General features: G+C 71.8%; 22 protein-coding genes and 1 pseudogene. 13 read left to right on the top strand and 10 right to left on the bottom strand.

What is annotated here, in order from left to right; translation table 11 throughout:
• Positions 1–22: 22 nt before the first annotated feature.
• Both ACIGYR_RS01615 and ACIGYR_RS01610 read right to left on the bottom strand, forming a co-directional pair.
• Positions 23–1192 (bottom strand): HoxN/HupN/NixA family nickel/cobalt transporter, encoded by a 1170-nt coding sequence (locus ACIGYR_RS01615; RefSeq protein WP_399604535.1) that lies wholly within the window; start codon positions 1190–1192, stop codon positions 23–25.
• A 109-nt stretch (positions 1193–1301) separates the two neighbouring features.
• On the bottom strand, positions 1302–2066 hold the full coding sequence (locus ACIGYR_RS01610) for a cobalt-precorrin-6A reductase (RefSeq protein ID WP_399604537.1): 765 nt from the start codon (positions 2064–2066) through the stop codon (positions 1302–1304).
• A gap of 42 nt (positions 2067–2108) precedes the next feature.
• On the opposite strand from ACIGYR_RS01610, the gene ACIGYR_RS01605 reads away from it, so the two are divergent.
• Positions 2109–3257, top strand: coding sequence for a cobalt-precorrin-5B (C(1))-methyltransferase (locus tag ACIGYR_RS01605; RefSeq protein WP_399604539.1), 1149 nt, complete (start codon positions 2109–2111; stop codon positions 3255–3257).
• Positions 3258–3368: 111 nt separating this feature from the next.
• Here the strand turns inward: ACIGYR_RS01605 and cobM are convergent, their stop codons facing one another.
• Both cobM and cbiE read right to left on the bottom strand, forming a co-directional pair.
• Positions 3369–4118 (bottom strand): precorrin-4 C(11)-methyltransferase, encoded by a 750-nt coding sequence (gene cobM, locus ACIGYR_RS01600; protein ID WP_399604541.1) that lies wholly within the window; start codon positions 4116–4118, stop codon positions 3369–3371.
• On the bottom strand, positions 4115–5377 hold the full coding sequence (gene cbiE, locus ACIGYR_RS01595; protein WP_399604543.1) for a precorrin-6y C5,15-methyltransferase (decarboxylating) subunit CbiE: 1263 nt from the start codon (positions 5375–5377) through the stop codon (positions 4115–4117). Before cbiE ends, cobM begins: the two co-directional genes overlap by 4 nt.
• A 141-nt stretch (positions 5378–5518) precedes the next feature.
• Between cbiE and tsaD the strand changes: the two genes are divergently transcribed.
• From tsaD to ACIGYR_RS01580, 3 genes are all read left to right on the top strand, one after another.
• Complete coding sequence (gene tsaD / locus ACIGYR_RS01590; protein WP_399604545.1) at positions 5519–6562, top strand: tRNA (adenosine(37)-N6)-threonylcarbamoyltransferase complex transferase subunit TsaD; 1044 nt, start codon at positions 5519–5521, stop codon at positions 6560–6562.
• Positions 6562–7128, top strand: a complete 567-nt coding sequence (locus tag ACIGYR_RS01585) for a GNAT family N-acetyltransferase (RefSeq protein WP_399604779.1) — start codon at positions 6562–6564, stop codon at positions 7126–7128. The genes tsaD and ACIGYR_RS01585 overlap by 1 nt, the downstream gene beginning before the upstream one ends.
• A gap of 331 nt (positions 7129–7459) precedes the next feature.
• Positions 7460–7792, top strand: coding sequence for an antibiotic biosynthesis monooxygenase family protein (locus ACIGYR_RS01580; RefSeq protein WP_399604547.1), 333 nt, complete (start codon positions 7460–7462; stop codon positions 7790–7792).
• A 119-nt stretch (positions 7793–7911) separates the two neighbouring features.
• Here the strand turns inward: ACIGYR_RS01580 and ACIGYR_RS01575 are convergent, their stop codons facing one another.
• The 4 genes from ACIGYR_RS01575 to ACIGYR_RS01560 form a co-directional block, all read right to left on the bottom strand.
• Positions 7912–8241: a hypothetical protein gene (locus ACIGYR_RS01575; protein ID WP_358693709.1), complete on the bottom strand. Its 330-nt coding sequence runs from the start codon at positions 8239–8241 to the stop codon at positions 7912–7914.
• 149 nt (positions 8242–8390) lie between these two features.
• Positions 8391–9662: a hypothetical protein gene (locus ACIGYR_RS01570; protein WP_399604549.1), complete on the bottom strand. Its 1272-nt coding sequence runs from the start codon at positions 9660–9662 to the stop codon at positions 8391–8393.
• Between the two features lie 38 nt (positions 9663–9700).
• Positions 9701–10969, bottom strand: coding sequence for a sensor histidine kinase (locus ACIGYR_RS01565; RefSeq protein ID WP_399604551.1), 1269 nt, complete (start codon positions 10967–10969; stop codon positions 9701–9703).
• Positions 10960–11613 (bottom strand): response regulator transcription factor, encoded by a 654-nt coding sequence (locus ACIGYR_RS01560; protein WP_399604554.1) that lies wholly within the window; start codon positions 11611–11613, stop codon positions 10960–10962. Before ACIGYR_RS01560 ends, ACIGYR_RS01565 begins: the two co-directional genes overlap by 10 nt.
• A 179-nt stretch (positions 11614–11792) precedes the next feature.
• Here ACIGYR_RS01560 and ACIGYR_RS01555 point away from each other — a divergent pair.
• Positions 11793–11948, top strand: a pseudogene (locus tag ACIGYR_RS01555) (DUF6624 domain-containing protein); the annotation flags it as partial.
• Positions 11949–12030: 82 nt separating this feature from the next.
• On the opposite strand, the gene ACIGYR_RS01550 reads toward ACIGYR_RS01555, so the two are convergent.
• The gene (locus ACIGYR_RS01550) at positions 12031–12435 is read right to left on the bottom strand and encodes an STAS domain-containing protein (RefSeq protein ID WP_399604555.1); all 405 of its coding nucleotides are present in this window, start codon (positions 12433–12435) and stop codon (positions 12031–12033) included.
• A 501-nt stretch (positions 12436–12936) separates the two neighbouring features.
• On the opposite strand from ACIGYR_RS01550, the gene efeU reads away from it, so the two are divergent.
• The 3 genes from efeU to ACIGYR_RS01535 all read left to right on the top strand — a co-directional run bounded on the left by efeU (position 12937) and on the right by ACIGYR_RS01535 (position 17454).
• Positions 12937–14967, top strand: a complete 2031-nt coding sequence (efeU, locus tag ACIGYR_RS01545) for an iron uptake transporter permease EfeU (protein WP_399604557.1) — start codon at positions 12937–12939, stop codon at positions 14965–14967.
• 56 nt (positions 14968–15023) lie between these two features.
• Positions 15024–16307: an iron uptake transporter deferrochelatase/peroxidase subunit gene (gene efeB / locus ACIGYR_RS01540; RefSeq protein WP_399604781.1), complete on the top strand. Its 1284-nt coding sequence runs from the start codon at positions 15024–15026 to the stop codon at positions 16305–16307.
• A gap of 112 nt (positions 16308–16419) precedes the next feature.
• Positions 16420–17454, top strand: coding sequence for a sodium-dependent transporter (locus ACIGYR_RS01535; protein ID WP_399604559.1), 1035 nt, complete (start codon positions 16420–16422; stop codon positions 17452–17454).
• A 7-nt stretch (positions 17455–17461) separates the two neighbouring features.
• On the opposite strand, the gene ACIGYR_RS01530 is transcribed toward ACIGYR_RS01535, so the two are convergent.
• Positions 17462–18781, bottom strand: coding sequence for a histidine kinase dimerization/phospho-acceptor domain-containing protein (locus ACIGYR_RS01530; protein ID WP_399604561.1), 1320 nt, complete (start codon positions 18779–18781; stop codon positions 17462–17464).
• Between the two features lie 158 nt (positions 18782–18939).
• On the opposite strand from ACIGYR_RS01530, the gene ACIGYR_RS01525 reads away from it, so the two are divergent.
• Genes ACIGYR_RS01525 through ACIGYR_RS01505 form a run of 5 tightly spaced genes read left to right on the top strand, consistent with a single transcriptional unit; the run spans position 18940 to position 24393 of the window.
• A complete protein-coding gene (locus tag ACIGYR_RS01525) occupies positions 18940–19560 on the top strand; it encodes a hypothetical protein (protein ID WP_399604563.1) in 621 nt (206 codons plus the stop codon).
• Positions 19561–19565: 5 nt separating this feature from the next.
• A complete protein-coding gene (locus ACIGYR_RS01520) occupies positions 19566–20297 on the top strand; it encodes an ABC transporter ATP-binding protein (protein WP_399604564.1) in 732 nt (243 codons plus the stop codon).
• Positions 20284–20973 carry an ABC transporter ATP-binding protein gene (locus ACIGYR_RS01515; RefSeq protein WP_399604566.1) on the top strand — a complete coding sequence of 230 codons (690 nt, stop codon included), beginning with the start codon at positions 20284–20286 and terminating at the stop codon, positions 20971–20973. The genes ACIGYR_RS01520 and ACIGYR_RS01515 overlap by 14 nt, the downstream gene beginning before the upstream one ends.
• A complete protein-coding gene (locus tag ACIGYR_RS01510) occupies positions 20970–23612 on the top strand; it encodes an FtsX-like permease family protein (RefSeq protein ID WP_399604568.1) in 2643 nt (880 codons plus the stop codon). The genes ACIGYR_RS01515 and ACIGYR_RS01510 overlap by 4 nt, the downstream gene beginning before the upstream one ends.
• A 52-nt stretch (positions 23613–23664) precedes the next feature.
• Positions 23665–24393, top strand: coding sequence for a response regulator transcription factor (locus ACIGYR_RS01505; protein WP_399604570.1), 729 nt, complete (start codon positions 23665–23667; stop codon positions 24391–24393).
• Positions 24394–24455 lie beyond the last annotated feature (62 nt).

Raw genomic sequence — 24455 nt, 5'->3', positions numbered from 1 at the left:
GCGCGCGGCACCGTCTCCCGCTCTACTCGCCGTGCTCCTGAGCGGTGGCCGGCTGGGCGAGTCCCGCCGTCCACTTCTCCTCGATACGGCCGACCTTCCACACCAGCAGGGCGACGGCCCAGGTGGCGAAGAACAGGCCGACGATGACGTAGCCGATGATGTTGAGGTCGAGTCCGGCGATCCAGTCCCAGAAGGCGCCGTGCAGGTCCGCCTTCTCGGCGACCAGGCCGAGGAGTTCGACGGTGCCGATGATGAGGGCCACGGCGACGGACAGGCCGGTGATGGTGAGGTTGTAGTAGACCTTGCGGACCGGCTTGGAGAACGCCCAGCCGTAGGCGAAGTTCATGAACGAGCCGTCGATGGTGTCCAGCAGCGACATACCGGCCGCGAACAGGATCGGCAGGCACAGGATCGCGTACCAGGGCAGGCCCGAGGCTGCGCCCGAACCGGCGAGAACGAGGAGCGCGATCTCGGTGGCGGTGTCGAAGCCGAGGCCGAACAGGACGCCCAGCGGGTACATCTGCCACGGCTTGGTGATCGACTTCATCACGCGGCCGAGGAGGCGGTTCATGAAGCCGCGGTTGTTGAGCTGCTCCTCCAGGGCGGCCTCGTCGAAGTGGCCGGTGCGCATCTGCCGGAAGACCTTCCAGATACCCACCATGATCATCAGGTTGATGATCGCGATGACGTAGAGGAAGGTCCCGGAGACGGTGGTGCCGATCCATCCGGTGATGCTGTGCAGCTCGGAGTTGTCGTTCTCGACGGGTCCGGCCAGCGCCTTCACGCCCAGGGAGAGCAGGAAGGCGAGGGCGAAGACGATGGTGGAGTGGCCGAGGGAGAACCAGAAGCCGACCGAGAGCGGGCGCTGCCCCTCGTGCATCAGCTTGCGGGTGGTGTTGTCGATCGCGGCGATGTGGTCGGCGTCGAAGGCGTGCCGCATGCCCAGGGTGTAGGCGGTGATGCCGATGCCGATGCCGAACGTCTTGGTGCCCAGGCTGTAGTGCTCGGGGGCGACGATCACCACCAGCGTGAACCAGCCGATGACGTGCAGGGCCAGGATGAAGGCGGCCATGCCGCCGGCGCTGGCCCATTCCTTCCGGGTCATCGATGTACGGATGCGGTGCCACGAGATGCCGCGGCCGGTGGCCGGAGCGGTCGGCCCTACGGATGCGGAATCAGGAGCGGTGGTCATGGGGCGTGACCCTTACTTCTCGGCGAGCGGCTGTTTTCAGCCGCGCCTACCAGGTTTCTGCGAAGAGGTTGCAGCTACAAGATGGCCGCAGTAAAGCCCATGCCAGGGTTCAGTCAATGGCCGGAAAAGATCCCTGTTCAAGGTGTGCGCGAACCCACTGGGCCGCTTTCTCGGGATCAGAGAGGACAGGCACCCCCTCGGGAACGGGCGGCCTGCGGACCACGACGACAGGCAGCCGCGCCTCGCGGGCAGCCGCCAGTTTCGGTGCCGTGGCCGCCCCGCCGCTGTCCTTCGTGACCACCACGTCGATGCGGTGGCGCCGCAGCAGCTCCCGCTCACCATCGAGGGTGAAGGGGCCGCGGTCGAGCAGCACCTCCATGCGGGACGGATGCGGTGGCTGGGGTGCGTCGACGGATCGAACGAGGAACCACAGAGCGTCCAGGTCGGCGAAGGCGTCCAGACCCATGCGCCCCGTGGTGAGGAAGACCCGTCGGCCGAGTGCGGGCAGCGACCGGGCCGCTTCCCTGAGCGACCCCACCTCGCGCCATCGGTCGCCCTCTACGGGCACCCAGCCGGGCCGGCGCAGGGCGAGCAGGGGAACATGGCTGGTGGCAGCGGCCTGTGCCGCGTTGAAGCTGATCGTCCCGGCGAAAGGGTGCGTGGCATCGACGACCGCGTCGACCGCGTGTTCACGCAGCCACACAACCAGTCCCTCAGCCCCTCCGAAGCCGCCAACGCGCGTTTCGCCCGGGGGCAGCCGAGGGCTGGCGACACGCCCCGCCAGGGAGCTGGTCACCTTCAACCCGGGGGTGCCGTGAAGCAGTTCCGCAAGGCGGCGGCCCTCCGTGGTGCCGCCGAGGATCAGTACGTGCATGGGAGTCCGGGTCCGTTCATGAGGAGTAGTGAGGGTCGAAGCGTGGGTGACAACAAAGGGGGCGGGCCGCGGGGTTCCGGTCAGGTGAAGGGCGGTCGCCGCGCCCAGCTGGAGCACACTGGGCTGCGGCACGGCTGGACCACGGGGGCCTGTGCGACGGCGGCCACGACGGCCGCGTACACCGCCCTGCTGACCGGTGACTTTCCCGACCCGGTGACGATCACGCTGCCCAAAGGGCAGACGCCGTCCTTCGCGCTGGCGGCCGAGGAGCTGACCGAGGGTTCCGCCATGGCGGGGATCGTGAAGGACGCGGGAGACGACCCGGACGTCACGCACGGCGCGTTGGTCCGGGCGACGGTCCGGAGGCTGCCCGCGGGCAGCGGCGTCGTCTTCAAGGCGGGCCCCGGTGTGGGGACCATCACCCGGCCCGGGCTTCCGCTGCCCGTCGGTGAGGCGGCCGTCAATCCCGTGCCCCGGCGGATGATGAGCGAGCACGTCGCCGAGGTGGCCGCACGGCACGGCGGCAGCGGCGACGTGGAGATCACCGTCTCCGTCGACCACGGCGAGGAGATCGCCCGCTCCACCTGGAACCCCCGGCTCGGCATCCTCGGCGGCCTGTCCATCCTCGGCACCACCGGCATCGTCGTGCCGTACTCCTGCTCGGCCTGGATCGACTCCATCCGGCGGGGCGTCGATGTCGCCCGTGCGGCCGGACGGACCCATGTCGCCGGATGCACCGGGTCGACGTCCGAGAAGACGGTCGTCGCCGAATACGGCCTGCCCGAGGACGCCCTGCTCGACATGGGCGACTTCGCGGGCGCCGTACTGAAGTACATCCGCCGGCACCCGGTGGACCGCCTCACCATCTGCGGCGGTTTCGCCAAGCTTTCCAAGCTCGCGGCGGGCCACCTGGACCTGCACTCCGGCCGCTCCCAGGTCGACAAGGGCTTCCTCGCGGAACTCGCCCGCAGCGGCGGCGCGGACGAGCCGCTGGCCGCCGAAGTGGCCGCCGCGAACACCGGCCTCGCCGCGCTGCAGCTGTGCCAGGCAGCCGGGGTGCCACTCGGCGACCTGGTGGCGCAGGCCGCGCGGGACGAGGCCCTGGCCGTGCTGCGCGGAGCGCCGGTCGCCGTGGACGTCATCTGCATCGACCGGGCAGGCACGATCGTGGGCCGCAGCACGGTCCGATGAGCGCCCTGCGCCACCGGCCGACCGGGACGGTCCGCAGGCAGGCGCCGAGCCGGGCGATCGCCGACGGGTTGCGGGGGCTTTCGACCATGACGGGACGCCCCCGCCTCTCTTTCAGCAGAGATGGCGCTCCCGCTCCGGCGAGTACAGGTGGCTGTCGCGGAACTGCTCCGCCCCCAGCGTCCGCCCCACCATGATCACGGCTGTGCGCAGGACGCCGGCCTCCTTCAGCTTCTGGGCGATCTCGTCGAGGGTGCCCCGGATGATCAGCTCGTCGGGGCGGGAGGCGTAGGCGACGACCGCGGCAGGGCAGTCGGCGCCGTAGTGCGGGAGGAGCTCCTCGACCACACGGTCCACGTACTTGGCGGCCAGGTGCAGCACGATCAGCGCACCGCTGCGGCCCAGAGTGGCCAGGTCCTCGCCTTCCGGCATGGCGGTGGCGCGGTTGGCGACGCGGGTGAGGATGACGGTCTGGCCGACGGTGGGCACGGTCAGCTCCCGCTTGAGGGAGGCGGCCGCGGCGGCGAAGGCGGGGACGCCGGGGACGACCTCGTAGGGCACGCCGGCCGCGTCCAGCCGCCGCATCTGCTCGGCGACCGCGCTGAACACGGAAGGGTCGCCCGAGTGCAACCGGGCCACGTCGTACCCTTCCTCGTAGGCGCGGATCAACTCGGCGGTGATCTCGTCCAGGTTGAGCTGGGCGGTGTCCACCAGGCGTGCGTCCGGCGGGCATTCGGCCAGCAGTTCGCGCGGGACGAGGCTGCCCGCGTACAGGCAGACCTGGCAGGCGGCGAGCGTCCGGGCGCCGCGCACCGTGATCAGGTCGGCGGCGCCGGGGCCGGCACCGATGAAGTACACGGTCATCTGTCAGCTCCAGGTGAGGGGTTGTCGGTCTTCTGTACGGCCCACTGGGTGACCGGCATCGCCTGCCGCCAGCCGGTGAAGCCGCCCACGGGCACCGCGTGCGCCACCGCGAGCCGCACCAGCTCACCACCGTGCCGGCGGTAGGCGTCGGCGAGCAGTGCCTCGGATTCCAGCGTGACGGTGTTGGCGACCAGCCTCCCGCCGCGGGGCAGAGCCGCCCAGCATGCGTCGAGCAGGCCGGGAGCGGTGAGCCCGCCGCCCACGAACACCGCGTCCGGCGTCGGCAGTTCGGCCAGCGCGGCGGGAGCGGCGCCGGTGACGACCCGCAGTCCGGGTACACCGAGGCGTTCCGCGTTGTGGAGGATGCGTTCGGCTCGTACGCGGTCGCGTTCGACGGTGACGGCCCGGCACGACGGGTGGGTGCGCATCCATTCGATGGCGATGGAGCCCGACCCTCCGCCGATGTCCCACAGGAGTTCTCCCGGAGCCGGGGCGAGGGCGCCGAGGGTGGCGGCGCGGACGTGCCTCTTGGTGAGCTGGCCGTCGTGTTCGTACGCCTGGTCCGGCAGGCCCGGCACCGCACCCAGTCGCAGGGCGTCCGGTGCCCGGCGGCATTCGACGGCCACGATGTTGAGCGGATCGCCGGGCTGCTGTGTCCGTGCCCAGTCGTCGGCGGTGGTCTCGGCGGTCGTACGCTCCCGGTCGCCGCCGAGCTGTTCCAGGACCCGCATCCGGCTCGCTCCGTAGCCACGGTCGCTGAGCAGCGCGGCGACTTCCCCAGGAGTGGTGGCGTCGGCGCTGAGGACGAGGAGTCGCCGGCCGTCGTGGAGGGCGGAGGCGAGGCGGGCGGTGGGGCGGCCCACCAACGTGACGACCTCGACGTCCTCCAGCGGCCAGCCCAGCCGGGCGGCGGCATGGGACACGGACGACGGGTGGGGAAGGACACGCACCGCGTCGGCCTCTTCGGCGAGCGCGCGACCGATGCCGTAGAACATCGGGTCACCGCTGGCCAGAACGGCGATGCGCCGGCCGGCATGAGCGGCGAGCAGACGGGGGACGGCAGGGCGCAGGGGTGACGGCCAGGCGACGCGTTCGCCGACGCACTCGGCGGGCAGCAGGTCCAGCTGGCGCGGACCTCCGATGAGGACCTCGGCCCGGCGCAGTTCCGCGCGCGAGGGCTCGGCCAGGCCCCTCCAGCCATCGGCTCCGATCCCTACGACGGTGACGACGGAGGGCGGGCCTTGGCGGGCGGGGGTCACTGCTGGCTACCTCGGAGTTTAGGGGCGACAGGGGCGCACTCTACTAAGCGATCACCCGTGCGACCGAGTCCGGGTTCACATCCGGAGAGATCTTATTGCACACTGTTCGCAATAACGATTGCATCGCAGGAAGGGGAGGGCGTGGGCTCTCCGATCGTGCTCGGGATCGAGTCGTCGTGCGACGAGACCGGGCTCGTCCGGGACGGACGCCTGCTCGGGCACGCCGTGGCGTCGAGCATGGACGAGCACGCCCGCTTCGGCGGAGTGGTGCCCGAGATCGCCTCCCGCGCCCACCTGCACGCCCTGCGTCCGGTGGTGCGTCAGGCGCTGGACCAGGCCGGGCTGCGGCTCTCCGACATCGGGGCGGTCGCCGTGACCACGGGCCCGGGCCTGTCCGGCGCGCTGCAGGTGGGCCTCGCGGGGGCGAAGGGCATCGCCTACGCGCTGGACATCCCCCTCTACGGCGTGCACCACCTGGCCGGTCATGTCGCCGCCGACACCCTGGAGCACGGCCCGCTGCCCGACCCGTGCATGGTGCTGATCGTCTCGGGCGGCCACACCTCGCTGCTCCTCGTGCGCGACCTGGCCCGCGATGCGATCGCCCACCTCGGCGACACCCTCGACGACGCCGCCGGTGAGTGCTTCGACAAGGTCGCGCGGGTCTTCGGCCTGCCGTATCCCGGCGGTCCGGCCATCGACCGGGCCGCCCGCGACGGCGATCCACGCGCCGTCGGCTTCCCTCGCCCGCTCCCGGGCTCCTACGACTTCTCCTTCTCCGGGTTGAAGACGGCGGCAGCGCGCTGGGCCGAATCCCACGCCAGCCGCGAACTGCCCGTCCACGACGGGGCCGCGTCGCTCCAGGAGGCGATCGCCGACGTCCTGACCCGCAAGGCGGTCACCGCCTGCACGGCCCACGGGGTGGGCACGCTGGTCATCGTCGGCGGCGTCGCCGCGAATTCGCGCGTGCGGTCACTGGCCGAGGAGCGCTGCCGGGCAGCCGGGATCACCTTGCGGGTACCGCCGTTGAGGTTGTGCACGGACAACGGTGCGATGATCGCCGCCGTCGGCGACCTCCTCGTACGGGCCGGGGCCGAGCCGGCGCCCTTGGACGTGTCGATCGACCCGTCGGCACCCTTGGAGTACGCGGCCCTGCACCCGGTGGCGGCCGGAGCGGTAGCGGCGTGATGGACGTCCGTGTCGTCGCATACGAAGCTCTCCTGGAGCACAGCGCCGCCCTGCGCACCGTCTACGCCGACGCGTTCTGCGCGCCGCCCTGGAACGAGGACGAGGAGAGGGCGGACGCCTTCGTCGCGCGGCTCGGTTCGGACGTACGGCGTCCGGGGTTCACCTCCGCACTCGCCTTCGACGGTCCGGACGTCGTGGGTTTCGCCACCGCCTGGGCCACACCCACCCCCTTCCCGGTCGACCGCTGCTACCCGCAGGCGGCCGCCGGTCTCGGCCCGAGCCGTACCGAGGAGTGGTTGTGCGGCGCCCGCGAGATCGACGAACTCGCCGTCCGCCCCACCGCCCGCGGCACCGGGATAGCGGCCGGCCTCCTGCAGGCGGTGACCGAGGACGCCGCCGACGGCCGCGCCTGGCTGCTCACCTCCCTCCGGTCGCCCCGGGCCATGGCCTTCTACCGCCACCAGGGCTGGACCCAGGCCACCCACCCCTCCCCCGACGGCCACGGCATCGCGGTCTTCCTCGGCCCCCGCCACCCCGCCCGAACCCTGGCCGCCGAGCCCCTGTAGGTCCCGGAGCCCGCCGTGCCGAGTGCCCTGGAGTCGTGGTCACCGGAACACCCTGCGACGGCAAGGCGAGCCTGGTGGCGCCGTCACCGCTGCCGCCGATGCCGCGGGACCACCCGCCGCGCGACTGGTCAAGCAGCTCCTGAACGGCAAGGGCGGCGGATCGGCGCAACTGGCCCAAGGAGACGGCCTGTCCGCGACCCGGTATGCGGCACGTCCTGGAGTTGGAACCGACAACTCTCGCCTGATACTGGGGTCTTGCGGCTCGCCTCCGTTCGAGCGAATGCGTGGCCGAAAGCGACAACCCCACAGCAGTAAGGGGAGAAATAACTGCATGACTGTTACCATTCAGGTCGACACGACCCGCCCTGTGGCCACCCTCATCAACGTGTTCACGGTCTCCCCCGACCGCCAGGAGGAGCTGATCGAGCTGCTCGCCCACGCGACGGAGGAGACCATGAAGCACCAACCCGGCTTCGTCTGCGCCAACTTCCACGCCTCACTCGACGGCGAGCGGGTGATCAACTACGCCCAGTGGGAGACCGAGGAGCACTACAGGGCGATGCTCGACAACCCCGAGGCCCGCGTCCACATGGACCAGGCCGCCAAGATCGCGTCGGACGTGCAGCCGCGGCTCTTCTCGGTAGTGTCGGTCCACCCGGGATAGCAGCCCGTTCCTACGGCCTTACCAGCGCAACGCGTTCAAGACCGCTCCGCGGCGGTTCACGTCGGCCGTGCGGCCAGAGCGCTGCCCGACGGCAGGTGAGATGCGGCTGCATCAGCGCATCAGAATGGTGCTTCCGCGGAACCTGCGGATGGCATCGCACCTGGCGGTACACCTACGGGAAGCGGCAGGTTGGTCACCACGAACTGGTTCAGGATGTCGTCGCGATCCATGAACATGATCTGGCTCCGCTTCGCCGTGTCCAACGCGTTGCCCAGCCAGTTGCGTGCAGCCTTGGTGATCTCCCCGCCGGCCACGATGAACGCATGGTCGACGAGGACGCGCCGGTTGGTCTCGGGGTCGAAGATCTCGTGCGCCAGCATCATCAGAGCTTGATTGTAGATCTCAGCGATGTTGGCATTGCCCGCCCTGGACTTACCGGTGGCATCCACCTTTCCGCGCTTCACCTGGATGCCGAAGTACAGAAAGTACTAAGTCGGCGCTTCCTACCTCCGAGGCTCCCTGGCGTGTGCCGAGGAAGCGCGGTTCTCTGCACTGCCTCGGCACTCTGAGCCTGCCCGGCCGGGCGCTGTGCGGTCTGTCAGCCCATGTCCGTCAGGAGGGCATTCAGTTCTTTCTCCTGCTGCGCAGGCGACATCGGCGGGTTCGAGTGGTCGATACCGAACGTCTTGAGCATCTTGTCCATCTGGGCGTCGATGGAGGTCCAGCCGGTCTGGTCCAGCGGCTGCAGCGACGCCTGGTCGGCATCCCAGAGGTCACGCAGCTTCTGGGCGGCCGCATGGGCTCCGGCCGCGTCCCCCGAGCCTGCGTCCTTGAGCGAGGTCGATGCGAGCTTCTTCAGCGCGGCGACCTTCGCGGGCGGGAACTTCTTCACCGCCTGGCCGGGGGCCATCTGGACGGCGGAGGTGTTGTCCTCCTCCGGCGCCGGGCCGACGTGCGGCTGGCCGTGGGCCCAGACCAGCAGGACCGCGGTGGCGACGGCGAGCAGTCCGAAGCCGGCCAGCGCGACGCGCTCCTTGCGCGGGTCGCCGGTGGTGTGTGCGGTGTGGGTCGCCTCGTGGGTCTCGGTCACGTCCGAGCGCGTCACCGTCAGGTAGACCACCGTCGCCAGGATGAGGCCGAGGAAGATCAGGCTGGTGGTGAACGTGCCCAGGGCGAGGCCGGTCGGCTCGCCGGGCTGGGCGACCTTCGGGGAGGCGAGCCAGTCGCCGATGTTGGCGCCCAGCGGGCGGGTCAGGATGTAGGCGAGCCAGAAGGACAGCACCGGATTGGCGCCGAACTTCCACAGCAGCGTGATCGCCGCGATGAGGCCGAGCGGCAGCAGGACCGAGACCCCCGGGCTCCATCCGGTGAGCTCAAGGGTCCAGTCGCCGGTCGCGGTGCCGAGCGCGAAGGTGACGAGAACCGCGAGCCAGTAGAACGACTCCCGCGGAAGCGTGGTGACCGAGTGGATCGAAAGCGTGCGCTCCCGCGCCCACCAGACACCGAAGACCGCCGCGAGCAGCACCGAGAAGACCGCGGAACTGATCCACAGCGGCACGTTGAGCTGGTCGGTCAGGATGTCGGTGTACAGGGTGCCCGTGACGCTGACAACGACCACCGTCAGCCAGTAGGGGAACGGGACGTACCGCTTCAGCCGCAGCTGGACGGCCAGGACCGCCACGAACACCGCGGTGAAGATCCAGGCCGTGTTCACCAGGCCGACGCCCAGCTTCATGTTGATCCAGTCGGCGAAGCTCTCACCGACGGTCGTGCACAGGACCTTGATCACCCAGAACCAGACGGTGACCTCGGGAACCTTGTTGAGCATGAGCCGCCCACTGCGTGTGCGTGCTTCCGTTGTGGTTGTCATGCGGGGAGGTTGACGCGGGGAACCTGCACATAACCTGACTACGCGGCTGCACGGGCGGCCGGGAGTGTCACCTCGACGTGACCGTGGCCGTCCGCGATCGCGCGGACCTCCACACCGGCCGAGGCGGCGATGCGCCGGACCACCGGCAGCCCCAGCCCGTACCCGCCGCCGCCGGTCACCCCCGCTTCGAAGACCCGGTCGACGTCCGCGGGATCGAATCCGGGGCCGTCGTCCAGGACATCGACCACGATGGCCTCGCCCTGGTTGCGCGCGGTGATCCACACACGCGACCGCGCATGCCGCAGACCGTTGTCCAGCAGGGGTGACAGCAGCGACACGGCGACCTCGGCCGCCACGGCGACCTCGACCTTCGCGGGGAAGGCGACCTCGACCGCGCGGCCGGCGATCGCCTGTCCTGCGGCGGAGCGCAGGTCGCACCGGGTCCCCTCGTCCGTCCGTGCGCGCGCGGCGCGCAGAAGCGTCGTGATCGCCGTATCGAGGCGGTCGACCTCGCTCATCACCGCCTCCGTCGGCACCGGCTCGCCGGACAGCTGCGCCAGCTGCGCCTCGGCCCGCAGGACCGTGAGCGGTGTCCGCAGCTCGTGGGCGATCTCGTCGGTGAGCCGGCGCTCGTCCGCCAGCGCGTTGTCGACGCGCTCCAGGAGATGGTCCAGGGTCCGCCCCAGTTCGCCGAACTCGTCGCGGGGGACGCCGAGGTTGAAGCGGCGCCCGGGTTCATGCCGGCCCCAGTCGTCGGCGAGGGCGGCCATCTCGTGCACGACCCGCAGCGCGCGGCGCACCACAAGGTGTGCGACCCCGCCGGCGAGGAGGATCGTGAGGCCGCCCAGTATCAGGGACAAGGTCAGGCTGCGCTGCTCGGACGTCTCGTAGGGCGTGAGGTCCACCCGGACGATCACCATGGCGTGGCGGCCGTGGACCGGGATCTGCCGCGCGTACAGGAGGTAATCGCCGACCGACACGGTCTGCGGTCGCCCCGAGCGCGCCAGCTCCTCGACGCGATCGACCAGGCTCGGTGGGACGTTTCCGTCGATCAGGCGGCCGTCGGCATACACCCAGGCGACCTCGTCGAGCGCCTCGCTGCTGTTCTCCGTGAGTACGACACGGCCGCCCTTGGCGGTGACGTTCGCCGCGACCGCCTCGGCGCGCGTATGTGCCAGGTCGTGCGCGTCTGCGTCCGTCACCCGGCTCAGCAGTACGTGCGAGACCACGACCAGGATCGCGACCACGGCGGTGGCGATCAGCACGGTGAGTGCGACGACCCGCTTACGGAATCCCGTCACTGCCATCGGTAGCCCACGCCGCGGACGGTCGCCAGACGCTCGGCCACGCCCAGCGAACCGAGCTTCGCCCGCAGCCGGCGCACATAGGAGTCGAGGGTGTTGTCGCTGACCTGCGCCCCGTGCGGCCAGCCGGCAGCGACGAGGGCGTGCCGGCGTACCGCGTCGCCCTGCGAGGCGATCAAACGGCCCAGCAGCCGGAACTCCGTCGGGGTCAGGCTCATGCTCACCGAATCGTAGGTCACCACGTGCTTCGCCGGATCGAGGACGACCTCGCGCGGGGTGGGCGCCACGGTGGCCCGGCGCAGCAGCGCCCGGACGCGGACCAGCAGTTCCGGGATGTCGAAGGGTTTGGTCATGTAGTCGTCGGCGCCGGCCTCGAAGCCGCCCACCTTGTGGTGCAGGCCGTCCAAGGCGGTGAGCATCAACACCGGCGCGTCGACGCCGCGAGCCCGCAGGGCCAGGCACACGTCGCGGCCGTCGGCGTCCGGGAGACCGAGATCCAGGACGACCAGATCGGGCGCCGGTGCGAGCTGCCGCAGCAGGCTGTCGGCCGTGGCGGCGACGGAGACAGTGTGCCCGTCGTGCTCCAGGGCGCGCTTGAGGACGCCGCGCACCGCCGCGTCGTCTTCACACACCATGATGAAAGCCACGGGCTGACCCTAGATACTCCCGCCCCAGTTCACCATCTGCCCTGGTCAGCCGCCTGACGGTCGGGGAAGCAGTCCGCTGTTGACGGCCTCACGTGCGGGCCGGCCCGCTTCGAACCATACGGTCACAGGTATCGACGCCTGTCGCATCACGGGGACATGCTGCGGCAGCTCGCGCGCACGGACGCAAGCAGGTCTACGGAACTCAGATCGCCGGCGTGAGGGACGGGGCGCCGGTTTCACGGCCCTGCGAAGAACCCGAGCGCTTGGACGAACTCCGTGCGGAAGTCGGCATCGAGCCCTTCGACGAGTACGTCGCGAAGTTCTCCATGGCCTGACGCTCCTTCCCAGGCTCGTCCGGTGGATCACTGCCCGGGCTCACCTGTCGCAGGCAATGGTCCGCCGGGCAAGCCCGGGCAATCAGCGTGCCGAGCCTGGCCAGTGCGCCAACCCGTCGAGGGCTGGTGCCTGGCTGGTGGCCTCCTGCGGCGAGTCGTAGAACTCGTAGGCGTCGGCCAGGCCGCCGTGCTGGAAGACGGTGCGCATCCGGGCCGAGGGGCACGTGATCCGCAGCGAGCCCTCGCGTTTCCGGATGCGTTTGGTAAGCGCCACGACGGTGCCCAGGAACATCGAGTCCAGGAAGGGCACGAAGCACAGGTCGAGGACGAAGTTGCGGTGTCCCTCATCGAGAAGCCGGATGACTGCCTGGCGTGTCAAGGCGTGCGTGTGGATGTCCAGCTCGCCGTCGACCTCGACCACGGTCCAACCGTTGACGAGGTCGCATGCGATGGCGATCTGCTCGGTGCGGACGATGCTCCGGCGCATGGTCCGTCCCTCCTCGCGGTGGCAGGAAGCGCAAGGCCCCCTGCGACGCGTTGCACGCCTGTCAGCGGGGGTTTTGCGTGCAGATGCCGCCTGCCTCCATCCAAGGCGTTTCCCGGATGATCGCAAGCCGGGCAGGACGTCGGCGCGGTGAGGAACGCAGGCCCCGCGGCGGCCCCCTACATCACACCACGCAGCTGGTGCCCCGGTCCGATGCGGCCTCAAGCCGAAGCGGGCACGCCCTCCGTGCGTCCCCCTGCACGGCCCGCATCGGGAACGAGCACCCCGCGGCCGTGGCGTGGATGTCTCCCGGTCGATGGCACCGGGCCGGGCGAAGGCGACGTCGTTCCGCAGACCGCAGTGGAACAGCGTCCGGATTTTGCCTCGGCATTACTGCTCCATGACCGAACGACTACATGCCTGTAGTCATGATGGTCCAGCCTTAGTTAGGGTTGCCTACGCTAATGGGCGCTGCTCGTACGGAGGCCGCCCGGGGAGGGTCGCATGTGGGATGACGCGTTTCCGAGTTTCCTGATCGGGCTGCGGGAGGGGCTCGAAGCGGGACTCGTCGTCTCCATCCTCGTCGCGACCCTTGTGCGGGCGGATGCCCGCTCCCGGCTGCCGCAGGTGTGGACAGGCGTACTCGCAGCGATCACGCTCGCCATGAGTTTCGGCGCGGTCCTCACCTTCACCGCAGCCTCCCTGTCGGCGACCGCGCAGGAAGCCTTCGGCGGCACCCTCAGCGTGATCGCGGTCGCGTTCGTCACCGCCATGGTGTTCTGGATGCGCCGCTCGGCCCGCAGCCTGTCCGGTGAGATAAAGGAGAAGGTCACCGGCGCCCTGGCCATGGGCTCGGGCGTGCTGATCCTCACCTCCTTCCTCGCCGTGGGCCGGGAGGGTCTGGAGACCGCGCTGTTCCTGTGGACCACGGCCCAGGCAGCCGGCGAGTCCTCCGGCCCTCTGACCGGCGCCGCCATCGGGCTGCTCCTGTCGGCCGCCCTGTGCTGGGGCCTGTACCGGCGGGTCCTGAAGATCAACCTGACGAAGTTCTTCACCGCCACCGGCGCGGTCCTGATCGTGATCGCGGCCGGCGTTCTCGGTTACGGGCTGCGCGACCTGCAAGAGGGCGGAGTGCTGCCCGGCAAGGCGGCCTACGCCGTCGACCTGAGCGGCAGTATCGACGCCGGCTCCTGGTACAGCACCCTGGTGCAGGGCGTGTTCAACCTGACGCCGGTCATGACCTGGCTGCAGGTCTTCGGTTACGCCGGCTATCTCGCCGTGGTCATGACGCTGTTCGTGCGCGGCCTGCGCGCCACGGCGCCGAAGCCGGCCTCCGGCAAGGCGGCACCGGCCCCGGACGCCCCGACGCCCGCGCGGCGCCGCCCTGCGTGGGTGGTTCCCGTCGCCGTCGTCACCGTCCCCGCGCTCCTCGCGGGCCTCGCCGTGGCCTTCGGCCGTCCCAAGCCCGGCGCTGCCCAGACCGTCGCCGTCTCGGAGAAGGACTGCGGCGAGGGTTTCACCGCGCCCAGCCCCGGCCGGCAGACCTTCCAGATGCACAACACAGGCGACAAGACTTCCGAGGTGTACCTCATCGACCCGGCCACGAACGCTGTCTACGGCGAGATCGAGGGCCTGGCCCCCGGCACCACCCGCGCCCTGGTCGCCACTGTCGCCGACGGCGCATACGCCTGGCGGTGCGTACCCAGCGGCGGCACCGCGGTCACCTCCGAGGCCGTCCGCGTCACCGGTGGCGGGGCCGCGAAGGCGGTCGTCCCGGTCTCGGAACACGACCTCTCCGGCCCGCTCGCGCAGTACCGGACGTACGTCGACGAGGGCCTGGCCACCCTCGTGCCCCAGACTCGCACCCTGGCCGACGACATCAGGCACAACCACCTCGGCAAGGCACGCACCGACTGGCTCACCGCGCACCGCACCTATGCCGCCCTCGGCGCCGCCTACGGCACCTTCGAGGACTTCGACCAGAAGATCGACGGAAGGGCCGACGGACTGCCGGACGGCGTGCACGACAAGGATTTCACCGGCTTTCATCGCATCGAGTACGGCCTGTGGCACGGCGAGCCCGCCACCTCGCTCACCGCGCCGGCCCAGCAACTGGCCGCCGACGCCGCCGGCCTGCGGGAAGCCTTCCCGCACCAGGACTTCGACCCGTCCGACCTGCCGCTGCGCGCCCACGAGGTCCTCGAGAACACACTGCAGTTCGAGCTGACCGGCGACACGGATGAGGGCAGCGGCACCAACCTCGCCACCGCCGACGCCAACCTCGCCGGCACCCGCGAGCTGCTCATCGTCCTCAGGCCGCTGCTCACCAGCCGCTCTCCGCACCTGCTGCCGACCGTCGACGCGGACGTCGCACGGCTGCAGAAGCTCCTGGACTCCGCCCACCACGGCAGTCACTGGACCCCCGTCGGACAGCTCGACGCCACCGCCCGCGCCCGCGTCAACGGGGCCACCGGCCAGCTGCTGGAGGACCTCTCCCCCGTCCCGGACCTGCTGGAGATCCGGAAGTCCGCCTGATGACCACCGCACACCACTGCATCGACGACCCCGCACGCACCGAAGGGAACGCCCCCATGCCGTCCGCCGAAACCCCCGCCCCGCAGGGTGGCTGCCCGGCCGGCGCCGACCGCCGCTCCTTCGTGAAGACGGCCCTCGGCGCCGGAGCAGCCGGCGCGGTTCTGGCCGGCGGCGGGCTCGCGCTCGCCGAGAGCGGCGGTGGCACCGCACAGGCGGCCGCGCAGACGGAGAACGCCGCCGAGGTGCCCTTCCACGGCCTCCACCAGGCCGGCATCATCACCCCGGCGCCGGCCGCTGCCACCTTCGTCTCCTTCACCGTCATCGCCGAAGACCGCGCAGAGTTGGCGGAGTTGTTCAAGACGCTCACCAGCCGGGCCCGCTTCCTGACCTCCGGCGGCATCCCCGCCGATCTCGGCGTCGGCGCCCCGCCCTCCGACAACGGCATCCTCGGCCCGACCGTCCCCGCCGACGGCCTGACCATCACCGTCGGCGTCGGCGCGTCCCTCTTCGACGACCGCTACGGTCTCGCCACGGCCAAGCCCCGCCGCCTGACTCCCATGCGGACCTTCCCCAACGACAACCTCAAGCCCGCCGAGTGCCACGGTGACCTGTCCCTGCAGATCTGCGCCAACCGTCAGGACACCGTCCTGCACGCGTTGCGCGACATCGCCCGGCACACCCGTGGGGCCATGCAGATCAAGTGGCGCATCGACGGCTTCCAGAACACGCCCCGTCCCAGCGGCGCCCAGCGCAACCTGCTCGGCTTCAAGGACGGCATCGCCAACCCCGACGTCGCCTCGTCCCGGGAAAGCAACCGCCTCATATGGGTCGGGGGCGGCGCCGGCGAGCCCGCATGGGCCAGGGGCGGCAGCTACCAGGTCATACGGATCATCCGCATGCTCGTCGAGTTCTGGGACCGGGTCTCCCTCACCGAGCAGGAGAAGATGTTCGGCCGCCGCAAGGACACCGGCGCCCCGCTCGACGGCGTCGAGGAGAGCGATGTCCCCAACTACGCCAAGGATCCGCACGGCAACGCGATCCCCCTCGACGCCCACATCCGCCTCGCCAACCCACGCACCGCCGCCACGGACGACTCCCGCATCCTGCGCCGCGGCTACAACTACGACCGCGGAATCGACGAGGTCGGCAACCTCGACATGGGCCTGGTCTTCTGCTGCTACCAGCAGGACGTCAAGCGCCAGTTCGAGGCCACCCAGACCCGGTTGATCGACGAACCCCTCGTCGACTACATCTCACCCACCGGCGGCGGCTACTTCTTCGCCCTGCCCGGAGTCCGCGACACCAAGGACTGGCTCGGCCGCGGGATGCTCACGAGCTGACCAGATTCCTCGCAGCGCCCGTCCCCGTGCCGTGCCGGCGGTTACCTGAACGCATCCTGACTGCCGCGCGGCTTTCCCGGCCCGCCGGGTCCGGCCTGATCACGATGGGGCCATGCACATCAGCGCCGGGTCCTGGCTGCGGCACCGGCTCGGCCGCGCCGTCGTCCTGTCCTACGCCCTCGCCCTGATCCTGCCCGGCCCCGGCCTGTGGCTGCGCCGCCCCCAGCCCTTGCCGCAGTCGCACCTGACAGTGCACACCGCACCGCTCCTGCTGTCCCTGGTGCTGTTCTCGGCCGGGCTCCAGGTCCCCGTCCGCGCGCTGGGTGCCCTGCTGCGGCATCCGAAGGCCCTGCTCGCCGGCCTCGTGCTGCACCTGGCGATCCCGTTGACGGTCGTGCCGTTCGTCGCCTTCCTCCTGCGGCGCACCCCGGACACCGACGGCGGGAGCGGACTGCTCACCGCGATGATCCTCGTCGTGGCGATGCCCGTCGCCGCCGGGGCGACCGTGTGGACCGACAAGGGCGAGGGAGATCAGCCGACGATGGTGGGTCTTGTCCTGGCCTCCACCCTGCTCAGCCCGCTGACCACCCCCGTGGTGCTGGCGACGCTGTCGCCGCTGCTCAGCGGCGGTTACGCGCACGCCCTCGCCGCGACCGGCCGGCTGGCCCAGGGTGGATTCGCCCTCACCGCCGTGGTCCTTCCCTGCGCGGCGGGCCTGCTGGGTGCACTCGTCCTGCCCGCGCGATGGCTGGGCCGCCTGGTCACGACGGTGGCGCCGTCGGCCATGGCCGGTTCGCTGGTCCTGACCTACGTCAACGCCAGCGGCGCCCTCGGATCCGTCCTCACCCGGCCACGCCCGCTGCTGTTCGCCGCTGCTCTGGCTGTGGCCGCCCTGGTCTGCCTGCTCTCCTTCGTCCTCGGCCGGGTCGCCGCCCACCTCCTGCGGCTGGAGGCGGCTACCGCCTCGTCGCTGACGCTCGCCTGCGGCATGAACAACAGCAGCGCGAGCGCGGTGCTGATCACCGCGTCTCTGCCCGACAAACCGCACCTGCTGCTGCCGGTCCTCGCCTACGGGCTGATGCAGAAGACCGCCGCGAACCGGATCGTCACCCGGCTGCGACCGGCTCCCACCGCAGCAGGCACCTGAACCTTCCTCAGCCGTCGCCCTCGGATCCGGGCTCCTCGCGGCGTACGGGGATGAGCAGGGTGAAGGCGGCTGGACGGCGGCCGGTCAGGGAGAGTCTGCCGCCCAGAGACACGGCCAGATCGCGGGCGAGGGACAGGCCGATGCCGGAGCCCTCCCCCGCGCCGGTGCGGCCGCGGTCGAACAGCCGGGACGCCTCGCCGTCCACCGCGCCCTCGTCGGTCACATCGAAGGCGACGGCTTCCCCGAGGTCGCGGGCCGTGAGGCGCACGGTGCCGCGCCCGTGGACGCGCGCGTTCTCCAGCAGGACGCCGAGGATCTCGGTGACGGGGGCGCCGAGGACGCGAACGTCGTCCCCCGTCTCAAGGGCCGCTGCCTCCAGGCGTCTGCCGTCGCGGGCGAACAGTCCGTGCCAGCGCTCCTCGGTCTCGCGCAGCAGCTGTGACACGGGCGTGTCCGGGGCGGGCCGACGCGGCAGGCCGTGGAAGCGGGACAGGCGCAGCACCTCCTCCACCGTGCGGTGCAGGCGGCGCGTGGTAACCAGGGCCTCCTCCAGGGCGGGCCGCAGCCGGGCGTCGTCGTCCTGCGCGATCCCCGCCTCCAGGGTGAGCTGCAGCCCGGTGAGCGGGGTGCGTAGCTGGTGGGAGGCGTTGGCGGTGAAGTCGCGCTCGTGACGCAGGAGTTCGGTCAGGCTATGCAGCATCTCGTTGTGGGTCCGCGCGACCTGGTCGATCTCGGCGACGCTGCTGGGCGCGGCCCGGGCGCTCAGGTCGCCGGCGGTGACGGCCCGGCAGTGCCGGGAGAGGTCCTCCAGCGGCGCGGCCAGCACCCGCGCCTGCCTGCGGGCGACGAGGACGGCCAAGGTCAGCGCGAGGGCGCAGACCCCGGCGAGGACCGCCCAGGCGATCAGGACACGGTCGCGTACGGCGGCTGCGGGCGAGGAGGCCCGTACGACGCCGATCACCCGCTCGGCGTGCGAGACGGGCACCGCGACGACCAGGTCACCGCCCAGCCGGCCGCGCACCACCTCCGCGGCCAGCGCCCGCCGCACGGCCGCGTCGCCGGTGTGTGGGCCGGTGCCGGCCCGCAGCCGCAGCGAGGGATCGTACAGACCGAGACGGCCGTCAGGCGGCGGCGCGGGCAGTTCCACGGGGTCGCCGGTCACGTAGTCCGGGCTGACGCGTACCGCCCCCGACAGAGCCGCCCGCTCCAGGGTGTCGCGCTGGTCGGCGTAGAGCGACGACCTGATCGCCAGGGCCAGCGGGACGGCGAGGAGGACGACGGCGACCAGGGCGGCGGTGAGGGCGACTCGCACCACGCGCTGTCTCATGCCCCCATCCTGCGGGCCCCCGGCCGGTCCGTGAGCGGTCCGCCACGCGCTTTTGCCGTCGTCTAACCGTCGGCGTGCGGGGCGTTAACCGACGGCTCTCTAGCGTCGGGGACATGGCAGGAGAGCAGGACCCGGCAGTTCCTCGGGAGGGCAGTGGCATGTCGTACAAACGTACCTCCGCCGGCCTCGTCGCAGTGACGGTGGTCGCGGCGGTGATCGCGGGGTGCTCCGGATCGTCGTCCGGGGCGCATTCCGGCCCGGCTTCGACGGCCCCGGTGCGGGCGAATCCAGCCCCCACCGAGTCGAACCCGCCCGGGGACATCCCCGACAACCAGGTGTTCGTGGCCTACCGGCCCACCGGCGGCTTCACCGGGTTCACGGTGAAGGTACCGGAGGGCTGGGCCCGCACCGACAAGAGCGGTACGACCGTCTTCACGGACAAGCTGAACAGCGTCACCATCGCTACGGCCAGCGCCTCCACCGCCCCGACCGTCACCTCCGTCAAGAACACGGTGGTGCCTCAACTGCGCGGGGAGGTGGCGAAGTTCGCATCGCCGAAGGTGTCGCAGGTGACCCGTAAGGCGGGCCCCGTCGTCCTTCTCACTTACCAGGGCGACTCGGCCAAGGACCCGGTCACCGGCAAGGTGGTGCGGGACGCGTTCGAGCGGTACGCCTTCTACCGGCAGGGCCACGAGGTGGACCTGACGCTGTCCGGCCCGGTCAAAGCCGACAACGTCGATCCGTGGCGGATCGTCAGCGACTCGTTCGCGTGGCGGTGAGTGCGATGCCCGCCGATCCGTCGGACGACGACGTGGTGCTGGCCGCCCGGGAGCTCTACCGCTTCTACCGGGCCGGTGAGGAGGAGACGCTCGCGTTGCGCGGAGTGTCACTGCGGGTGCGGCGCGGGGAGACGGTCGCCGTCGTCGGCCCGTCGGGGGCGGGCAAGTCGACCCTGCTGGCGTGCCTGGCCGGGCTCGACGAGCCGTCGGGCGGCGAGGTCCGGGTGGCGGGGGTGCGCATCAGCCACCGGCCCGAGACCGAACGCGCCCGGCTGCGCGCGCGTCATGTGGGGGTGCTTCTGCAGTCCCGCAACCTGTTGCCGCATCTGACCGTGCGCGACAACATCCGACTCGCCCAGCACGCGGTGCGCGGCCGTCCCACGGTGCGGGCCGGGGCGCTGCTGGAACAGGTGGGGCTGGGGCGCCGGGCGGGCGCGCTGCCGCGGCAGCTGTCCGGCGGTGAGCTGGCCCGGGCCGGGCTCGCCGTCGCGCTGGCCAACTCCCCGGCCGTGCTGCTGGCCGATGAGCCGACCGGCGAACTCGACGGCATGACCGAGGAGTTGGTGCTGCGCATGCTGCGGGACCGGGCAGCGGACGGTTGCGCGGTGCTGATCGTGACGCACAGCGCGGAAGCGGTGCGGGGCGCCGACCGAGTGATCGCGCTGGACGACGGGCGGGCCCACGAGGGACGCGAGGGAACCGCTCAGACCGAGGAGAGCAGCCATGTCCTCCGCTGACCTGCTCGTCTCCTGCCGGGGTGTCGCGCTCACCTTCGGCCGGGGCCCCACCGCCGTGGTGGCGGTGCACGGCGCCGATCTGGACGTCCGCTCCGGCGAGCGGCTGGCGATCGTGGGACCGTCCGGGTCGGGGAAGTCGTCCCTGCTCCATCTGCTGGCGGGGCTCGAACTCCCCACCAGCGGCACGATCACCCGGCCCGGAGTGCGCGGGCCGCGGGACATCGGCCTGGTCTTCCAGGCTGACAGCCTCATCCCCGCCCTCGACGTCACGGAGAACACCGCGCTGCCGCTCGTCCTGGCGGGGCGTCCGCAGCAGGAGACCCGCCGTCCGGTCGCCGAGGCGCTCGGTGTGGTCGGCGCGGCCGGGCTGGCCGACCGGCTGCCCGACGAGATCTCCGGCGGCCAGGCTCAGCGGGTGGCTGTGGCCCGCGTGCTGGCGCAGGCGCCGCGGCTGATCCTCGCGGACGAGCCCACCGGCCGCCTCGACCACGCCACCGGCGCCCGCGTCCTGGACGCCCTGCTCGCGGCGGCCGACCGGACGGGCGCGGCCCTCGTCGTCACCACCCACGACCCCGCCGTCGCCGCCCGGCTCACCGTTCGGCGGGGCATGCGCGACGGCCGGCTGCTCGCACCCGAAGCAGCGCAAACGCCGGACCCACGAGGGAGCCTGTCATGATCACCGCCTGGGCGGGCGGACTGGCCCGCCACCGCATCGGACGGCTCCTGGCCGCCGTCGCCGGGATCGCCCTGGCCGTCGCCCTCATCGCCGCGCTCGGCTCCTTCCTCACCGCGTCCAAGGCGACCATGACCGGGCGGGCGGTCCGCTCGGTCGCCGTGGACTGGCAGGTCGAGGTACAGCCGGGTGCCGACCCGAACGCCGTCCGGTCGCTGGTGCAGGGCGCCGGCGGCACCCGGGCCGCGCTGCCCGTCGGCTTCGCCCGCACCACCGGCTTCACCGCCACCGTGGGAGGCAGCACCCAGACCACCGGCCCCGGCGTCGCGCTCGGCCTGCCGGCCGGCTACCGCAGCCACTTCCCCGACGAACTGCGCACGCTCTCCGGCTCCGGCACCGGCGTCCTGCTCGCCCAGCAGACCGCCTCCAACTTGCACGCCGCCCCCGGCGACACCATCGGCGTACGGCTGCCCGGCGCCGGACTGCGGCAGGTGCGGGTGGACGGCGTGGTCGACCTGCCCCAGGCCGACTCGCTGTTCCAGAAGATCGGCGCGCCCCCGCAGTCCCAGCCGACCGCTCCCCCGGACAACGTCGTCCTCCTGCCCGCCGCCCGGTTCGCCTCCCTCACCCGGGGAGCCACCGGCGTCACCACTCAGATCCACGTGGCCCGCGACGCGAGACTGCCGGCCGACCCGGCCGCCGCCTTCTCCTCCGTGACGGGTGCCGCACACAACCTGGAGGCCAAGTCGGCCGGTTCCGCGCTCGTCGGGAACAACCTCGGCGCGGCCCTCGATTCCGCCCGCCAGGACGCCCTCTACGCCCAGATCCTCTTCCTCTTCCTCGGCGTCCCCGGCGCCGTCCTGGCCGCCGCCCTGACGGTGGCGGTCGCCTCGGCCGGCGGCGAACGGCGCCGCAGGGAGCAGGGCCTGCTGCGGCTGCGCGGGCTGCGTCCCCGCCAGATCACCACGCTCGCGGGCCTGGAGGCCGCGCTGGTCGGCGTCGTCGGCGGCCTGGCGGGTCTCGGGCTCGCCGCTCTGACCGGCCGCCTCGCCTTCGGCGCCGCCTCCTTCGGGGCGGGCGCGGGCACCTGGGCCCTCTGGTACGCCGTCGCTTTCGTCCTCGGCGTGGCCGTGGCCGCCGCTGCCGTGCTCGTGCCCGCCCTGCGGGATCTGCGCACGGTGACCGTCGCCGACACCAGGCGGGAGCCGCGCGGGTCGCGTTCGCCCTGGTGGCTGCGGTACGGCCTGGACTTCGCGCTGCTGACCGGCTCCTGGCTGGTCTTCCGCGCCTCCTCCGGCAACCAGTACGCCCTCGTCCTCGCCCCGGAGGGTGTGCCCAGCGTCTCCGTCTCCTACTGGGCGTTCCTCGGCCCGGCCCTGCTGTGGCTGGGCGCGGCCCTGCTGCTGTGGCGGCTGACCCTGCTGGTCCTCGCCCACGGCCGACCAGCCCTGGCCCGCCTTGCCCGACCGCTGACCGCGACCCTGTCCGGAACCACGGCGGCCGTGCTGTCCCGCCGCCGGCGGCCGCTGGCCCGCTCCGTGGTACTCCTCGCCCTCGCCGTGTCGTTCGCGATCTCCACGGCCGTCTTCAACTCCACCTACCGTCAGCAGTCCGAGGTCGACGCCCGCCTCACCAACGGCGCGGACGTCACCGTCACCGAACCGCCCGGCGCACAGGTCCGCCCGGGCGCGGCCGACACGCTGAAGGTCTCCGGTGTCCGGCACGTCGAGCCTCTCCAGCACCGCTACGCCTACGTCGGCGCCGACCTCCAGGACCTCTACGGCGTCCGGCCCGCCACCGTCGCCAAGGCGACCTCGCTCCAGGACGCCTACTTCTCGGGCGGCACGGCCGCGCAACTGATGCGCCGGCTCGCCCAGCGCCCCGACAACCTGCTGGTCAGCGCGGAGACCGTGCACGACTTCCAGCTCTCCCCCGGAGACACCGTCAACCTCCGCATCCAGGACGCCCGTACGAAGGCCCTGCGCACCGTGCCCTTCCACTATGACGGGATCGTCAAGGAGTTCCCGACCGCGCCGAAGGACAGCTTCTTCGTCGCCAACGCCGCCTATGTGGCGAAGACGACCGGCAGCGACGCGGTCGGCGCCTTCCTGCTCGACACGGGCGGCAGCCACCAGCAGCAGATCGCCGCACATCTGCGCCGGCAGCTGGGCACCGGCGCCACGGTCACCGACCTCACGCAGACACGCGGCACGGTCGGCACCAGCCTGACCTCCGTCGACCTGGCCGGGCTCACCCGGATCGAGCTGGCCTTCGCGGTGCTGCTGGCCGCCGGGGCGGGAGGGCTCGTCCTCGCCCTCGGCCTCGCCGAACGCCGCCGTACCTTCGCCGTGGCCACCGTCCTCGGCGCGAAGAGCGGCCAACTGCGCGGCATGGTCCTCACCGAGGCCCTGCTGCTGGCCGTCGGCGGCCTGGCAGGGGGCGCCCTCATCGGCTGGGCCCTGTCCGAGATGCTCGTGAAGGTCCTGACCGGCGTCTTCGACCCACCGCCCGCGAGCCTGTCGGTGCCGGGCGGCTACCTGGCCCTGACCGCGGGCGCGGCCGTCGTCGCCGTACTGGCAGCCGCGCTGAACGGCATCCGCAGCGCCGGCCGGCCCGCCGTGGAAGAGCTGCGTGACCTGTGAGCGGACGGGAGCGGACGGGCCGCGTGCGTCGCCCGCTCCTACGCTGTCCAGCATGCGTACGCACGCGACCGCCGACCCGAGCCGTCACCGCGTCCTCGTCGTCGAGGACGACGACACCATCGGCCGCCACCTGGAGACCGGCCTGCGCGGCAACGGCTACGCACCGACCTGGAGCCGGACGGGCTCCGCAGCGCTGGCCGAGGCCGCGCGGACGCCGTACGACGTGCTGCTGCTCGACCTGGGGCTGCCCGACATGGACGGTCTGGACGTCGCGCGCGCCGTGCGCGCCCGCCACCCGGACCTGCTGATCGTCATCCTGACGGCCCGCACCGACGACATCGACGTCATCGCCGGGCTGGATGCGGGAGCCGACGACTACCTTGTCAAGCCATTCAGCCTGACCGTGCTGCTCGCCCGGCTCCGCGCCCATCTGCGCCGCCGGGTCGTCGCCGCACCACCGCAGTACCCGGTCCGGCTGGCCGACCTCGTCCTCGACGTCGTGGCCCGCCGCTGCACGCTGCACGACGCGGACATCGACCTGCGTCCCAAGGAGTTCGACCTGCTCGCCGTCCTGGCCCGGCACGCCGGGGAGGCGGTCTCCCGGGAGACCCTGATGGCCGAGGTCTGGGATGAGAACTGGTTCGGCTCCACCAAGACCCTCGACGTCACCATGGCCGGCCTGCGCCGCCGCCTCGCGCAGGCCGCCGACGCCTCGGTCCACCCCGGAAGCCTGCCCCGCATCACCACCCTGCGCGGGCACGGCTACCGCCTGGAACTGTGACGGGCCCCGCGGCGCGGCAGCAGCGAGCAGGCCGCCGGTCTTCCCGGCCGCCGCTCGTCGAG

It is taken from the genome of Streptomyces sp. NPDC053076 (genome assembly GCF_044546845.1).
In the GTDB taxonomy this organism is placed as follows: domain Bacteria; phylum Actinomycetota; class Actinomycetes; order Streptomycetales; family Streptomycetaceae; genus Streptomyces.
Note: the sequence above shows the minus strand (reverse complement) of the source record. Positions and strands in the feature narration are given on the sequence as shown.

Excerpts from the sequence above, each read along its gene's own strand:
- ACIGYR_RS01615 (WP_399604535.1), bottom strand. The coding sequence starts at position 1,192 with ATGACCACCGCTCCTGATTCCGCATCCGTAGGGCCGACCGCTCCGGCC.
- ACIGYR_RS01610 (WP_399604537.1), bottom strand. The coding sequence starts at position 2,066 with ATGCACGTACTGATCCTCGGCGGCACCACGGAGGGCCGCCGCCTTGCG.
- cobM (WP_399604541.1), bottom strand. The coding sequence starts at position 4,118 with ATGACCGTGTACTTCATCGGTGCCGGCCCCGGCGCCGCCGACCTGATC.
- ACIGYR_RS01585 (WP_399604779.1), top strand. The coding sequence starts at position 6,562 with ATGGACGTCCGTGTCGTCGCATACGAAGCTCTCCTGGAGCACAGCGCC.
- ACIGYR_RS01580 (WP_399604547.1), top strand. The coding sequence starts at position 7,460 with ATGACTGTTACCATTCAGGTCGACACGACCCGCCCTGTGGCCACCCTC.
- ACIGYR_RS01570 (WP_399604549.1), bottom strand. The coding sequence starts at position 9,662 with ATGACAACCACAACGGAAGCACGCACACGCAGTGGGCGGCTCATGCTC.
- ACIGYR_RS01565 (WP_399604551.1), bottom strand. The coding sequence starts at position 10,969 with ATGGCAGTGACGGGATTCCGTAAGCGGGTCGTCGCACTCACCGTGCTG.
- ACIGYR_RS01550 (WP_399604555.1), bottom strand. The coding sequence starts at position 12,435 with ATGCGCCGGAGCATCGTCCGCACCGAGCAGATCGCCATCGCATGCGAC.
- efeU (WP_399604557.1), top strand. The coding sequence starts at position 12,937 with ATGTGGGATGACGCGTTTCCGAGTTTCCTGATCGGGCTGCGGGAGGGG.
- efeB (WP_399604781.1), top strand. The coding sequence starts at position 15,024 with ATGCCGTCCGCCGAAACCCCCGCCCCGCAGGGTGGCTGCCCGGCCGGC.
- ACIGYR_RS01535 (WP_399604559.1), top strand. The coding sequence starts at position 16,420 with ATGCACATCAGCGCCGGGTCCTGGCTGCGGCACCGGCTCGGCCGCGCC.
- ACIGYR_RS01530 (WP_399604561.1), bottom strand. The coding sequence starts at position 18,781 with ATGAGACAGCGCGTGGTGCGAGTCGCCCTCACCGCCGCCCTGGTCGCC.
- ACIGYR_RS01525 (WP_399604563.1), top strand. The coding sequence starts at position 18,940 with ATGTCGTACAAACGTACCTCCGCCGGCCTCGTCGCAGTGACGGTGGTC.
- ACIGYR_RS01520 (WP_399604564.1), top strand. The coding sequence starts at position 19,566 with ATGCCCGCCGATCCGTCGGACGACGACGTGGTGCTGGCCGCCCGGGAG.
- ACIGYR_RS01515 (WP_399604566.1), top strand. The coding sequence starts at position 20,284 with ATGTCCTCCGCTGACCTGCTCGTCTCCTGCCGGGGTGTCGCGCTCACC.
- ACIGYR_RS01510 (WP_399604568.1), top strand. The coding sequence starts at position 20,970 with ATGATCACCGCCTGGGCGGGCGGACTGGCCCGCCACCGCATCGGACGG.
- ACIGYR_RS01505 (WP_399604570.1), top strand. The coding sequence starts at position 23,665 with ATGCGTACGCACGCGACCGCCGACCCGAGCCGTCACCGCGTCCTCGTC.